This is a genomic window from Streptomyces sp. NRRL F-4489 (assembly GCF_001509485.1).
GTDB lineage: Bacteria > Actinomycetota > Actinomycetes > Streptomycetales > Streptomycetaceae > Streptomyces.
The window spans coordinates 1-12,749 of record NZ_LLZI01000041.1 but is presented as its reverse complement, the minus strand read 5'-3'; the positions used below and the strand labels follow the sequence as shown (position 1 = coordinate 12,749).

Genomic DNA, 12,749 nt, shown 5'->3' with positions numbered 1-12,749 from the left:
GGCGCGCGGCCCCCGGCGCGCGGCCCCCGGCGCGCGGCCCCCGGCGCGCGGCCCCCGGCGCGCGGCCCCCGGCGCGCGGCCCCCGGCGCGCGGCCCCCGGCGCGCGGCCCCGGGGGCGCGCCCATTGGGGGGCGTCCGAACGGATCCCGTAGGGGTCCGCGGCGCCCCCTGCGGGGCCCCAACGCCGCCCGGGCGGGCGGTATTCCCAGACGGCCCGCCTACGGCCACCCCACCTCCGGCGCCCGGTAGTAATGAATCCCCTGGGCGTCCCACCGCGCCCCCTGGGCGGCCAGGCGCGCGCGATAGCTCGTCCAGTCGTGGGTGCGGGCCGGGGACCAGCCCAGTTCGGCGATGCCGGGCAGCCGGGGGAAGGCCATGTACTCCAGGTTCGCCGAGGTCGACAGGGTCTCCGTCCACAGCGGCGCCTCGACGCCGAGCACCGCCCCGGCCGGTACGCCCGCCAGATAGCCGCCCGGGTCCCAGTCGTAGGCGCGCCGGACGTCCACATAGCCCGCCCAGTTCAGCCCGAGCGGGGTGTCCTTGTCGTACTTCATGTCGAGGTAGGCGCGGTCGGCGGGCGAGAGGATCAGGCGCGTGCCGTTCTTCGCGGCGTCGGCGACCTGCTGCCGCTCCGGCGCGCCCGTCCGGTCGTAGCCCCAGTACTGGGCGACGGCCCCCTTGGCGGGGCGCGCGCCGGTCAGCTGGTGCCAGCCGATGACGGTCTTGCCGTACTTGGCGACCAGCGGCTGCACCTTGTCCATGAAGGCGGCGTAGTCCGCGTGGCTGGTGGAGTGCGCCTCGTCGCCGCCGATGTGGAGGTAGCGGCCGGGGGTGAGCGCGGCGATCTCCCGGATGACGTCCTCGGCGAAGTCGTAGGTGGTCTTCTTCGGCACGCACAGCGAGCTGAAGCCGACCTTGGTGCCGGTGTAGAGCGGCGGCGCCTGCCCGTCGCAGTTCAGCTCGGCGTACGAGGCGAGCGCGGCGTTGGTGTGGCCGGGCATGTCGATCTCGGGGACGACGGTCAGATAGCGGCTCGCGGCGTAGCGGACGATCTCGCGGTAGTCGGCCTTGGTGTAGTGGCCGCCGGGGCCGCCGCCGACCTGCGTGGAGCCGCCGTAGGTGGCCAGCCGGGGCCAGGAGTCGATGGCGATCCGCCAGCCCTGGTCGTCGGACAGGTGCAGATGCAGGGTGTTGATTTTGTACTGGGCGAGCTGGTCGATGTACCGCTTGACCTGGCCGACGGTGAAGAAGTGCCGGGAGACGTCCAGCATCGCGCCGCGGTAGGCGTAGCGCGGGGTGTCGGAGATGGTGCCGCCGGCGATCCGCCAGGGGCCGGGCTGCCGGGTGCCCTTCTCGACCGCGGCCGGCAGCAGCTGGCGCAGCGTCTGCACGCCGTGGAAGAGGCCGGCCGGGCGGGCGGCGCTGATCGTCACCGCGCGGCCGCCGGAGGTCAGCCGGTAGCCCTCCGCGCCCAGCCCGCGGGCGTCCCGGCCGCCGAGCCGGAAGACGATGCCGTCCGCGCCGCCCCGGGTGGTGACCGGCAGCGGGTAGCCGGTGGCGGGCCGGAGCAGCCCGGCGAGGTAGCCGCCGATCCGGCGGGCCTCGGCGGAGTTCCCGGGCACCCTGATCCGGGTGCCCGCGCCGAGCGTGTACGCGGTGCCGGCCGGGCGGACCGAGGCGGGCGCCGGGATCACCCGGTCCAGCGGGACGGGCGCGGCCGCCGCGGCGCGCTGCTGCGGTACGGCGGCGGTGGTCACCGTCCCGGCCGCCGCGGCCAGCAGCAGCGAGATCAGGAGTCGGCTTCGTCTCATGGACGGTCCCTTCGGCAGGCTTCGGCGGGCTTCGGGCGCGGCAGGTGCGGCGGGTGCGGCGGCGCTTCCGCGGGGCGGTCGGCGGGACGTTCCGGGGGACGTGCGGCGGGGCGGCGTGCGGTATGGCGTGGAGCGACCGGACGGTGACCATGCGTACCGCGCGCCCGGGTGCCGGTCAAGGTGTAGACCACATTTCCGGGCACGTACGGCGCACCGTGCCCGATATCGGGCAGATTTCTTGCACTTCTCCGCGCGGCCCTCCAATATCGACGGGTGCTCGAACGCCGTCCGTCCCATGAGGACCTCATCGACCATCTGGTCCGCAGCACGCCGCTCCAGCGCGGCGAGGCGGCCCGGGTGGTGCTGGACGTACTGGCGTACTTCGACGAGACCACGGAGGGGTTCGTCCGCCGGCGCCACCGCGAACTGCAGTCCCAGGGGCTGCGGAACGAGGCGATCTTCGAACGGATCTCCCACGAGCTGCCGCACCGCGCCGTGTCCCCTCCGTCGCTCTCCCTGCGCCAGCTGCGCCGTCTGGTCTACGGCTGACCGCCGCGGACCGGCCGGACGGCCGGGCGCCCGTGAACACCAACGAGAAGGGTCACTGTATGTGCGGGATCGTCGGATATATCGGTAAACGCGATGTCGCGCCGCTGCTCCTCGAGGGCCTCCAGCGCCTGGAGTACCGCGGCTACGACTCGGCCGGTATCGCCATCCACGCGAGCGGCACCGGCAAGGCCGCCGGCCTGAAGACCGCCAAGGCCAAGGGCCGGGTGCGGGAGCTGGAGTCCCGGCTGCCGAAGAAGTTCGCGGGCACCACCGGTATCGCGCACACCCGCTGGGCCACCCACGGCGCCCCCACCGACGAGAACGCCCACCCGCACCTCGACACCGAGGGCAAGGTCGCCGTCGTCCACAACGGCATCATCGACAACGCCGCCGACCTGCGCGCCCGCCTGACCGCGGACGGCGTGGAGTTCGCCTCCGAGACCGACACCGAGGTCCTGGCGCACCTCATCGGCCGCTCCACCGCCCCCACCCTGGAGGAGAAGGTCCGCGAGGCGCTCCGCCACGTCGAGGGCACCTACGGCATCGCCGTCCTGCACGCCGACTTCGCCGACCGCATCGTGGTCGCCCGCAACGGCTCCCCGGTCGTCCTGGGCATCGGCGAGCACGAGATGTTCGTCTCCTCCGACGTCGCCGCGCTGGTCTCGCACACCCGCCAGGTCGTCACCCTCGACGACGGCGAGATGGCCACCCTGAAGGCCGACGACTACCGCACGTACACCACCGAGGGCTCCCGCACCACGGCGACGCCGGAGACCGTCGAGTACGCGGCCGAGTCGTACGACCTCGGCGGCCACGACACGTACATGCACAAGGAGATCTCCGAGCAGGCGGAGGCGGTGGACCGGGCGCTGCGCGGCCGGATCGACGACCGCTTCTCCACCGTCCACCTCGGCGGCCTCAACCTCGACGCCCGCGAGGCGCGCGCGGTGCGCCGGGTGAAGATCCTGGGCTGCGGCACCTCGTACCACGCGGGCCAGATCGGCGCCCAGATGATCGAGGAGCTGGCGCGCATCCCCTCGGACGCCGAGCCGGCCTCGGAGTTCCGCTACCGCAACCCGGTCGTGGACCCCGACACCCTCTACGTCGCGGTCTCGCAGTCCGGTGAGACCTACGACGTGCTGGCCGCCGTCCAGGAGCTCAAGCGCAAGGGCGCCCGGGTCCTGGGCCTGGTCAACGTGGTCGGCTCGGCGATCGCCCGGGAGACCGACGGCGGCATCTACGTGCACGCCGGCCCGGAGGTCTGCGTGGTCTCCACCAAGTGCTTCACCAACATGGTGGTGTCGTTCGCGCTGCTCGCCCTGCACCTGGGCCGGATCCGGGACCTGTCCGTGGCGGACGGCAAGCGGATCATCGAGGGCCTGCGGAAGCTGCCCGAGCAGATCGACGAGATCCTCAAGGGCGAGGAGCAGATCAAGGAGCTGTCGGCGCAGTACGCCGACGCGCGGTCGATGATGTTCATCGGCCGGGTCCGGGGCTACCCGGTGGCCCGCGAGGCGTCCCTGAAGCTCAAGGAGGTCTCCTACATCCACGCCGAGGCGTACCCGGCCTCCGAGCTCAAGCACGGCCCGCTGGCGCTCATCGAGCCGGCCATGCCGACCGTGGCGATCGTGCCGGACGACGACCTGCTGGAGAAGAACCGCGCCGCGCTGGAGGAGATCAAGGCCCGCAGCGGCCGGATCCTGGCCGTCGCGCACCAGGAGCAGGAGAAGGCCGACCACACCATCGTGGTCCCGAAGAACGAGCCCGAGCTGGACCCGATCCTCATGGGCATCCCGCTCCAGCTCCTCGCCTACCACACCGCCCTGGCCCTGGGCCGCGACATCGACAAGCCGCGCAACCTGGCCAAGTCCGTGACCGTGGAGTAAGCCCCCCCGGCACTCCGGCTCCGTGCGCGCCACCGTACGCACGGAGCCGGAGCCTCCCCTTGTGCCGGCGTCGCCCATTACGCCGGCGGGATGCCGTCGTCGCGGGACCCGTCACTTCCCGCCCGGCGGCACGCCGTTGTGACCGTTTTCTACCCGTCACAAGGGCGCAAGCAACCTTCCGGGGACGACCGAACTCCCGCTCCGCACAATCCCCATGACGCCCCCTCACCTGTGGACACGGCGAGGAGAGCGGATCACGGCAGGGCCGGCGGGCACGCCAACAGGCCGCGGTTATCGCGGACTTCACCGGAACCGGGACCGGTGCCAGGACCCGGGCCCCGGCCCCGCTCAGGGAGCAGGGCTCAAGCAGCGGCCCTGCCCTTACGGAATGACCATCACCGGCCGCTGCGCGCGCCGGGCCAGCCGGCCGGCCACCGAGCCGAAGATCCGGCCGACGATGCCGTGCGTGGAGCCGACGACGATGGCGTCGGCCTCATACTCCCGGCCGACCTCCTCCAGCTCGTGGCAGATGTCGCCGCCGCGCTCGACGAGGATCCAGGGGACCTCGGCGAGGTGGTCGGCGCACGCCAGCTCCAGCCCGAGGACCTCGGTGCGGTGGTCGGGGACGTCCACGAAGACCGGCGGCTCGCAGCCCGCCCAGACCGTCGTGGGCAGCCTGTTGGCCACGTGGACGATGATCAGGCCGGAGCCGTGGCGCCGCGCCAGACCGATTGCATACGCCAACGCGCGTTCGCTCGACATGGAGCCGTCGAAGCCGACCACGACACCGTGCCGGAAGGCCGGATCGCAGGAGTGGCGCTTCTGTTCCGCCGCTTGGAGGTCCGCCATCGGATCGGCGACCTGCTTGCGGTCCGCGGGTTCGGGGATTTCGTGACCGGCCATGGGTGTCTCGGCGAGAACGTCCTCTTGCGGAGGGGCGAACGGGGAACGGCGATTGACTTGATCCGGCAGTTGACCGGTGGTGCCGGTCGAGGAGCCGCGGCCATAGTTCAAAGGGGAACGATACGACTGGGAATCATCTTCCCAAGTCGATACCCCAAGAGTACGGCGCTACTCCTCCACTGCCCAGGGCACGCGACGGCCGCCGGGCGCCCCGCGGGGGGCGGTCCGGGGCCGCAAGCGTCCCCCGGAGCATGCCGGAGCGTGGCGCGGATGGCAATGCCCCGTCATGCCCCTGTACGTACCCCGGCCGCGCGCGGGAGCCGCCCCGGAGCCCGCCGCGCCCGGCCGCGCGCGGGGGCCGGCGGGGTCCCGGCGCCGCCCGTGGATCACCCGACCCGGTGAGCGCCGCGGCGGGCGGCCGGCCGCCGCGCCCGGCCCCGCGCGCCCGCCGCCGCGATCACCGCGGGCCCTTCCGGACGGCGGCGGCCGGACCGCCGGCACCCGCCGCGGCGGCGCGCCCGGGACGCTGCCCGCGCGGGGTACCACCCCGGCCGCGCACCCCTCCCCAACGGTTGCCGCAGGCACCGTTTCCCGCCGGAACAAACTCGGGCAAACCCGGACGGGAGCGCAAGGGGGCGGACGGTGCGACGAAAGGCGTACGCCGGTCGATGGAGGCGCTCGCAAGTCTGCGCACGACCGTTTTCGGCCAACTTCCGGCCGTGTCCCGATCCTTGCCCCCGACCCCCCTCAACCCCGGCGTGAGCTGGGAGGAAAGGACCGCTCGGCATGGTTGTGTCCTACTGCGAACGGGCAGAGCCGAGACGCGTACTTCCCATGCAGGGCCGACGAGTGGAACGCTTCGTGATCGAATGCTTCGCGCCAAGTTGCCATATCGACATACCAGCGGGTGGTGAACTTGGCACTCCATCCTCACGGGACACAGTAGATTCGATCTTGGTAGCTATGGCGGGGGAACTGTGCAGGACCGCGAGGGCGAGACGACCGAGGGGGGCTTAAGTGCCATGAGCCAGGACTCCGCTGCCGTACCAGATGCCGCACGCAAGCTCGCCGCCCGGCGGCGCCGCGAAATAGTCGCGGTGCTCCTCTTCAGCGGCGGCCCTATTTTCGAGAGCTCCATTCCGCTCTCGGTCTTCGGCATCGACCGACAGGACGCCGGCGTTCCGCGGTACCGGCTTCTTGTGTGCGCTGGCGAAGACGCGCCTTTGCGCACGACCGGGGGGCTCGAACTGTCGGCCCCCTACGGGCTGGAGGCGATCTCCCGTGCCGGGACGGTCGTCGTACCGGCCTGGCGATCCATCACCCAGGCCCCGCCGCCCGCGGCGCTCGACGCGCTGCGCCGCGCGCACGAGGAAGGGGCCCGCATCGTCGGGCTGTGCACGGGGGCGTTCGTCCTCGCCGCGGCCGGACTGCTCGACGGCCGCCCGGCCACCACCCACTGGATGTACGCGCCGACGCTCGCCAAGCGCTACCCGTCCGTCCACGTGGACCCGCGCGAGCTCTTCGTCGACGACGGCGATGTGCTCACCTCCGCGGGCACCGCCGCCGGGATCGACCTGTGCCTGCACATCGTGCGCACCGACCACGGCGCCGACGCGGCCAACGCGCTCGCCCGCCGGCTGGTCGTCCCGCCCCGGCGGACCGCGTCCGATCTCGGGCACCAGCGCTACCTGGACAGGTCATTACCGGAGGAGATCGGCGCCGACCCGCTCGCCGAGGTCGTCGCCTGGGCGCTGGAGCACCTCCACGAGCAGTTCGACGTGGAGACGCTCGCCGCGCGCGCGTACATGAGCCGGCGCACCTTCGACCGGCGGTTCCGCTCCCTGACGGGCAGCGCTCCGCTCCAGTGGCTGATCACCCAGCGGGTCCTCCAGGCCCAGCGGCTGCTGGAGACCTCGGACTACTCCGTGGACGAGGTCGCCGGGCGCTGCGGGTTCCGCTCACCGGTCGCGCTGCGCGGGCACTTCCGGCGGCAGCTGGGCGCCTCGCCCGCGGCCTACCGGGCGGCCTACCGCGCCCGCCGTCCCCAGGGCGGCGGACCGGAGCCCGCGCTGCGGCCCGAGCGCCCGGAACGGCCGGAGCGCGAGCGGCCGGCGCCGGTCGGCGACCGCTTCTCGGCGGCCGCGCTCGGCGGGCACGCGCTGGCCGACGCGTCGGCCGACGCGGGCAAGCCGCAGCCGGAGGGGTACGCCGCACGGCTGGCGGAGACGCCGGTCGGCCGCGGGGCCGGCCGCCCCGTACTGCCCGGCCAGCGGGAGCGCCCCGTAGGGTGAGACGTATGAACGATCGCATGGTGTGGATCGACTGCGAGATGACCGGACTCTCGCTGGCGAGTGACGCGCTTATCGAGGTGGCCGCCCTGGTCACCGACTCGGAACTGAACGTGCTGGGTGACGGTGTGGATGTGGTGATCCGTCCCCCGGCCGAGGCGCTGACCACCATGCCGGAGGTGGTGCGGCAGATGCACACCGCCTCCGGGCTGCTGGCCGAGCTGGACACCGGTACGACGCTGGAGGCGGCCGAGGCACAGGTGCTGGAGTACATCCGGCAGCATGTGCCGGAGCCGGGCAAGGCGCCGCTGTGCGGAAACTCCGTCGGCACCGACCGCGGCTTCCTGCTGCGCGACATGCCGACGCTGGAGAGCTATCTGCACTACCGGATCGTCGATGTCTCGTCCGTGAAGGAACTCGCCCGGCGCTGGTTCCCGCGGGCGTACTTCAACAGTCCGGACAAGAACGGCAACCACCGGGCGCTGGCCGACATCCGCGAATCCATCGCGGAGTTGCGCTACTACCGGGAGGCCGTGTTCGTGCCCCAGCCGGGGCCCGACTCGGACACCGCGAAGGCCATCGCGGCCAAGTACCAGCTGCCCGCCGAGCCGGAGGCGGCGGCGCAGTGACGCAGCTCGCTCCCGGGGACACGAAACCTGGGAGCGAGCACCCCTCCGGAACCTGTACACTTTTTCTCAGCCGGTGGGGAAAAGGAACCACACAGCACCGGCCTTGGTGGGTATAGCTCAGCTGGTAGAGCACCTGGTTGTGGTCCAGGATGTCGCGGGTTCGAGTCCCGTTACTCACCCCACTGTCGAGGCCCCGATCTCCGGATCGGGGCCTCGAGTGTTTTCGTGGCCCGGAGGCAGGGGCGCGGGACGCGGGGTCGCGGCGATCAAGAAGCCGGCGGGCCGGGCCCCCGGCCCTCACGGAACGCAGCGGACCGCCTACAGCACCGTTTTCTCGATCGCCTCGAAAATGTCCGCGTCGGTCTCCTTCTGCCAGTCCGGGAGATCCGCCCAGTCAGCGACGTAGCCGGGCTTGGGGTTCTCGAAATGCCGGTACATCTGCGCCGTCCAGCAGATGGCGACGAAACGGCCCTTTTGCTCCCGGGTCAGCCGCGCCGCATGCCCCTCGCTCAGGCCGAGGAACTGGCGGACCTGATCGAACACCGCGCCGGCGGCCCGCCGCTCCCACTCCGGGGTGTCGTCCCAGGGCGCGACATAGCCCGGCTTCGGCTCCCCCGGGAAGTGCGCGCGCACCCCCGCGATCCACGCTTCACGGAAAACCCTCGCTTCTTCGTCCTGCGTCACTCTCATCCCTTTCTCAGCGTGTGCGTACTACGGAGCACTGCCTGTGCGTACTACAGAGCACCGATTTCTGCGCTCAATCCGGCTACCCGGCGGTCCAGCCCGCACTTCTCCAGTTCCACCCGCAGGCCCTGGAGCTTGCGTGCGATATATCCCGAACCTGTCTGCCCGGCCAGCCGGAGCGCTTCACCGCCGTACGTCATGACCTGCTCCGCGTCGCGGCGCTTGGCGCCCACCGCGGCGAGATCCACGAGCACGGCACCGCGGCGCCGGAACGACTGGCCATTGCGCAGCTCCCTCGATTCGAGGGCGTGCGTGAGCGTCTCCTCGGCGAGATCCCATCGTCCGAGTTGTACGTAACGCGCTCCCCGCTCCTCAGCAAGGCGCGAGCCGTCGAACCGGAGCCATCCGCCGTTGTGGACCGGGGTGCTCAGGTCGGCCACCCGCTGCGCCTCGTCGAGGGCCCGTTCACAGGCGTCGAGATCGTGCAGTCCGGCGTACGCCTCGGCCTGCACCGAGGCGACCCAGTGGCGGGTCGCGAGCGCGCTGTCCCCTCGCTCGGCGACGCGCCGCGCGACGTCCAGGGTGTCGGCGGCCTCCGCGTAACGCTTCTCGTAGAGGTCGACGTAGGCGTGGCGGACGAGGGCGCACGCCCAGAGGTCGAAGGCCCGCGCGCTGCTGCTGGCCGATGCGGCAAGGGCGTAGGACGAGGCGGCGTCGGCGTAGCGGTTGCCGTCGAAGGAGATTTCTCCGGCGAGTTGGAACAGATCACCTGCGGCTTCGCACAAGCCGCGCTCTTCGCGTGATTCCCTGAGCGCGTCGTTCAGCGTGCCAAGGTGATCCTGCACCACCGGGGTCACCGAGCTTTTGGAACGGGCTAGTTGGTAGACCTGCCACAGGTGGCCGTTCGTCAGCCGGAAATCCGCCGGCGAGCGCCGGTCAGCGGCCTCCGCCACCGCGTCCGCGTCCTCCGGTGCCAGCGCCGTCAAAGCCCCCGCCATCACCATCAGGCGTATGAATTCGCGTCGGATCATGTCATCGATTTCCTCAGAGCCGTGTCGGACGCAAGGCGGCGACGCGGTGCGCTCCTGGAAACCCGCTGGTGACGGAGTCAGCAAAGCGTCGAGTTCATCGAGGCCCATGCGGAGTGCTTCGGCGATCCCGGGCCGGTGAAATGCCTCAGGCGTTGTCTCTCCGCGCTCCCAGCGGCCGACCGTTGTGCGGTCGACGCCGATCGCGGCGGCCAAGCGCTCCTGACTGTAGCCCATGGCTTTCCGCCGTTCGGCCAGACCCACTTCGGCCCCCTCCCTGCTCGATCAGGGTCTTACCCGCGCTGCGCACCCGCGCATCGGAGGTGCGTCAAGAGTGCCGCAACGATGCCGTGGTTCACAGCGATCCCCAGCGGTTGGCTGGGAGTGCGCGCCGGACCCGCTCCAGGGGCCACAGCCCGGCGCGCGGCCAACCGGTGCCGCGAGGGCGACCGGGCATCAAGGAGGAGGCTGTATGCGCGGCATGACGCTCGCGGTGTACCGAGCCGGCGGGGAAGGCAATGCGAGTCGTAAGGGAGCGTGCAAGCGGTGACCGACCCGACGCGCTACTCCCAGCGGCCGATTGAACTGCCGCTCGACAGCTGGCTGTACGAAGCCCGCCCGGCACCGGGCTGCCGGGTCTGCACGGCCCTGAGCGCGGAGCGGGACACCGCTCTGAAGGCCAAGGACTGGCGGAAGGCGTTCGAGGCGAGCCGGGAAATCCGCAGCCACCCGAGCGGGCACGGAAAGGGGCGGCGGTGAGTCCCGTCAGCGCCCTCGGCCGTGAGCCCGGCCGGGACCGCGAGGACGAACGGGATGGCGGCAGGCCGGTGGACGTGCGTCCGGCCTATGTGCTTCCCGGCGTCACGTTCGTACCGGCGGCCCAGGTCCGCCCCTGCCCGTTTCCCTGTCGGCGCTGCCGCGCTACCGGGAGGCAGACATGAGGACAGGGACAGTGGGCGAAGACCTGATCACCGTCCATGAACTCATCTGGTCCGGCGATGCGCTGTGGCCCCGATGCGGCGCCGCCGGAGCAGGTGACCAGGTGGTCGAGTGGCGCCGGATCGTGAACTGCCCCGAGTGCCTGCGCGGCGACCCGTTGTGGAGTTGGGGCGGCCCCCGGTCCGGGGATCGGGGGCGCCGGCCCGGGCGTGGGGTCAGTAGCCGACCGTGAAGCGTTCGTGGATGTGCTGGGGGGATTCGAGTTCGTCGAGGAGGGCGATGGCGTAGTCCTCGGCGGTGATGCGGCTGGTGCCGTCGGGGGCGGTGATGAGGTCGTCGAGGGCGGTGCGGTAGGTGCCGGTGCGTTCGCCGGGCTCGATGGTGGCGGCGGGGCTGAGGTTGGTCCAGCGGATGTCGGTGACGGTGCGGTAGAAGTCCAGGGCGTCGCCGTGCGCGTGCATGATCTGGAGCAGCGGGACGGGGAGGCCCTCGGCGTCCCAGACCTGGGTGCCGTCGGGCTTGCGGAGGGAGCCGGCGCCGCCGACCGTGATCAGACGGGGCGCGTCCGGGCCGAGGTACCGCAGGCCGGCGACCAGCGATTCGGCGGCCGGGCGGATGGTGGCGATATGGCCCGGACCGTCGCCGCCGCCGACCGCGCTGACCACCACGTCCTGGCCCTTGGCGACCTCGGCGACGGACTCCGGGTCGAGGACGTCGCCCTCGACGACGGTGAGGTTCGGGTCGTCCGCGGTGAGCTTGGCGGGGTCGCGGACGACCGCGGTGACCTGGTGGCCGCGGCGCAGGGCCTCGTCGAGGACGCGGCGGCCGATGGTGCCGGTGGCCCCGAACAGCGCGATCTTGGACATGGTGGTTCTCCCGGTGGTTCGTGCGGGCGGGTGCGCCCGGGTGCGGAGCGCGGGGTTCCGGCCGCCGTGGTGCGGCTGCCGTTTTCCGCCATCAGCCGTGCTGACGTCTCCTACGCTAGGGGTATCAGCGGGGCAATCCGGGGTAGCGAGGCGACGGGTCATGGTGAAAAAGCGACAGGAGACCCGGGAGGGTGAAGGGGAGATCCGGGAGGTGCCGTTCTCGGCGCCGGCCGGGCGGCCCGCGGGGGTCGAGGTGCTGACCCTCGCCGAGCTGCGGGAGCGCGCCGATGCCTGCCGGCTGTCGGCGCCGCACCGGCCCGGGTTCCACCATCTGCTGCTGCTGGACCGCGGGCGGCTCGTCCACTGCGTCGACTTCCGGGAGCACGAGCTGACGCCGGGTGATCTGCTGTGGTCGCGGCCGGGGCAGGTGCAGCACTTCGGGGACCTGGCGGGGGCGGAGGGGCGGCTGGTGCTCTTCGAGTCGGGCTTCCTGGATCCGGCGACGGCCGCGGCGGCGCGGATCGAGGACTGGTACGGGCCGGCCGTCCGGCGTCCCGAGCCCGCGGCGGCCCGGGCGCTGGACGAGGCGCTGGGGCAGCTGCACCGGGAGTTCGGGGCACTGGGCGGGCTGCCGCTGGAGGTGCATCTGGACGTACTGCGGCATCTGCTGGCCGTCCTGGTGCTGCGGGCGGCGCATCCGGGCGGGGCGGCGGACGGGCCGGGGGACGGGACGTGCGAGGCGGGTGAGACGTATCTGCGGTTCCGGGACGCGGTGGAACGGGGGTTCACCCGCAGCCGCCGGGTCGCCGACTACGCGCGGGCGCTGGGCTACGCGCCGCGCACCCTCTCGCGGGCCACCGAGGCGGTGGCCGGGGTCGGGGCCAAGGAGTTCATCGACCGGCGGGTGGTGCTGGAGGCCAAGCGGCTGCTGGCGCACGGCGATCAGCCGGCGGCGCGGATCGCGGACCGGCTGGGGTTCGCGGACGCCACCAATTTCACGAAGTTCTTTCAGCGGCAGGCCGGGGTCACGCCGATTGCGTTCCGGGAGGCGGTGCGGGGAGGGGGCGGGGCGGTCGATGCCGTCTCGTAAGTCCCTTTGTACGTAAGGGGCTCGTAAGTCCCCTTGTGCGTAAGGGAGTTGGCGGGGCGCGGCGGTGGGGGGGGGG

11 protein-coding genes and 1 tRNA gene are annotated in these 12,749 nt (G+C 72.2%); 7 read left to right on the top strand and 5 right to left on the bottom strand.

Translation table 11 applies throughout. From position 1 onward, the window contains the following. Window positions 1-218: 218 nt before the first annotated feature. Window positions 219-1,811, bottom strand: a complete 1,593-nt coding sequence (locus ADL22_RS05900) for a beta-N-acetylhexosaminidase (protein WP_066974364.1) — start codon at window positions 1,809-1,811, stop codon at window positions 219-221. 273 nt (window positions 1,812-2,084) lie between these two features. On the opposite strand from ADL22_RS05900, the gene ADL22_RS05895 reads away from it, so the two are divergent. Together ADL22_RS05895 and glmS are read left to right on the top strand one after the other, a co-directional pair. Beyond that, window positions 2,085-2,360, top strand: coding sequence for a hypothetical protein (locus ADL22_RS05895; RefSeq protein WP_066974362.1), 276 nt, complete (start codon window positions 2,085-2,087; stop codon window positions 2,358-2,360). Window positions 2,361-2,419: 59 nt separating this feature from the next. Further along, window positions 2,420-4,246, top strand: coding sequence for a glutamine--fructose-6-phosphate transaminase (isomerizing) (gene glmS / locus ADL22_RS05890; protein ID WP_066974360.1), 1,827 nt, complete (start codon window positions 2,420-2,422; stop codon window positions 4,244-4,246). Between the two features lie 381 nt (window positions 4,247-4,627). Here the strand turns inward: glmS and ADL22_RS05885 are convergent, their stop codons facing one another. Further along, window positions 4,628-5,149 carry a universal stress protein gene (locus tag ADL22_RS05885; protein ID WP_066974358.1) on the bottom strand — a complete coding sequence of 174 codons (522 nt, stop codon included), beginning with the start codon at window positions 5,147-5,149 and terminating at the stop codon, window positions 4,628-4,630. Window positions 5,150-6,171: 1,022 nt separating this feature from the next. Here ADL22_RS05885 and ADL22_RS05880 point away from each other — a divergent pair. From ADL22_RS05880 to ADL22_RS05870, 3 genes are all read left to right on the top strand, one after another. Continuing rightward, window positions 6,172-7,440, top strand: coding sequence for a GlxA family transcriptional regulator (locus ADL22_RS05880; RefSeq protein ID WP_079063868.1), 1,269 nt, complete (start codon window positions 6,172-6,174; stop codon window positions 7,438-7,440). A gap of 5 nt (window positions 7,441-7,445) precedes the next feature. Then, a complete protein-coding gene (orn, locus tag ADL22_RS05875) occupies window positions 7,446-8,066 on the top strand; it encodes an oligoribonuclease (protein WP_066974354.1) in 621 nt (206 codons plus the stop codon). Window positions 8,067-8,172: 106 nt separating this feature from the next. Beyond that, a tRNA-His gene (locus ADL22_RS05870) sits at window positions 8,173-8,248 on the top strand. Window positions 8,249-8,384: 136 nt separating this feature from the next. Here the strand turns inward: ADL22_RS05870 and ADL22_RS05865 are convergent. Continuing rightward, a complete protein-coding gene (locus ADL22_RS05865; RefSeq protein ID WP_066974368.1) occupies window positions 8,385-8,750 on the bottom strand; it encodes a hypothetical protein in 366 nt (121 codons plus the stop codon). A gap of 50 nt (window positions 8,751-8,800) precedes the next feature. Then, the gene (locus tag ADL22_RS05860) at window positions 8,801-10,042 is read right to left on the bottom strand and encodes a helix-turn-helix domain-containing protein (RefSeq protein ID WP_079063867.1); all 1,242 of its coding nucleotides are present in this window, start codon (window positions 10,040-10,042) and stop codon (window positions 8,801-8,803) included. Between the two features lie 282 nt (window positions 10,043-10,324). Between ADL22_RS05860 and ADL22_RS05855 the strand changes: the two genes are divergently transcribed. Beyond that, window positions 10,325-10,537, top strand: a complete 213-nt coding sequence (locus ADL22_RS05855) for a hypothetical protein (protein ID WP_066974352.1) — start codon at window positions 10,325-10,327, stop codon at window positions 10,535-10,537. 395 nt (window positions 10,538-10,932) lie between these two features. Here ADL22_RS05855 and ADL22_RS05850 read toward each other — a convergent pair whose 3' ends face one another. Beyond that, window positions 10,933-11,583: an NAD(P)-dependent oxidoreductase gene (locus ADL22_RS05850; protein WP_066974350.1), complete on the bottom strand. Its 651-nt coding sequence runs from the start codon at window positions 11,581-11,583 to the stop codon at window positions 10,933-10,935. A 160-nt stretch (window positions 11,584-11,743) separates the two neighbouring features. Between ADL22_RS05850 and ADL22_RS05845 the strand changes: the two genes are divergently transcribed. Continuing rightward, window positions 11,744-12,673 (top strand): helix-turn-helix domain-containing protein, encoded by a 930-nt coding sequence (locus ADL22_RS05845; RefSeq protein ID WP_066974348.1) that lies wholly within the window; start codon window positions 11,744-11,746, stop codon window positions 12,671-12,673. Window positions 12,674-12,749 lie beyond the last annotated feature (76 nt).

What these genes read in the sequence shown, in the direction of transcription:
- ADL22_RS05900 (WP_066974364.1), bottom strand. Translation starts at nt 1,811, where the DNA reads ATGAGACGAAGCCGACTCCTGATCTCGCTGCTGCTGGCCGCGGCGGCC.
- glmS (WP_066974360.1), top strand. Translation starts at nt 2,420, where the DNA reads ATGTGCGGGATCGTCGGATATATCGGTAAACGCGATGTCGCGCCGCTG.
- ADL22_RS05885 (WP_066974358.1), bottom strand. Translation starts at nt 5,149, where the DNA reads ATGGCCGGTCACGAAATCCCCGAACCCGCGGACCGCAAGCAGGTCGCC.
- ADL22_RS05880 (WP_079063868.1), top strand. Translation starts at nt 6,172, where the DNA reads ATGAGCCAGGACTCCGCTGCCGTACCAGATGCCGCACGCAAGCTCGCC.
- orn (WP_066974354.1), top strand. Translation starts at nt 7,446, where the DNA reads ATGAACGATCGCATGGTGTGGATCGACTGCGAGATGACCGGACTCTCG.
- ADL22_RS05850 (WP_066974350.1), bottom strand. Translation starts at nt 11,583, where the DNA reads ATGTCCAAGATCGCGCTGTTCGGGGCCACCGGCACCATCGGCCGCCGC.
- ADL22_RS05845 (WP_066974348.1), top strand. Translation starts at nt 11,744, where the DNA reads ATGGTGAAAAAGCGACAGGAGACCCGGGAGGGTGAAGGGGAGATCCGG.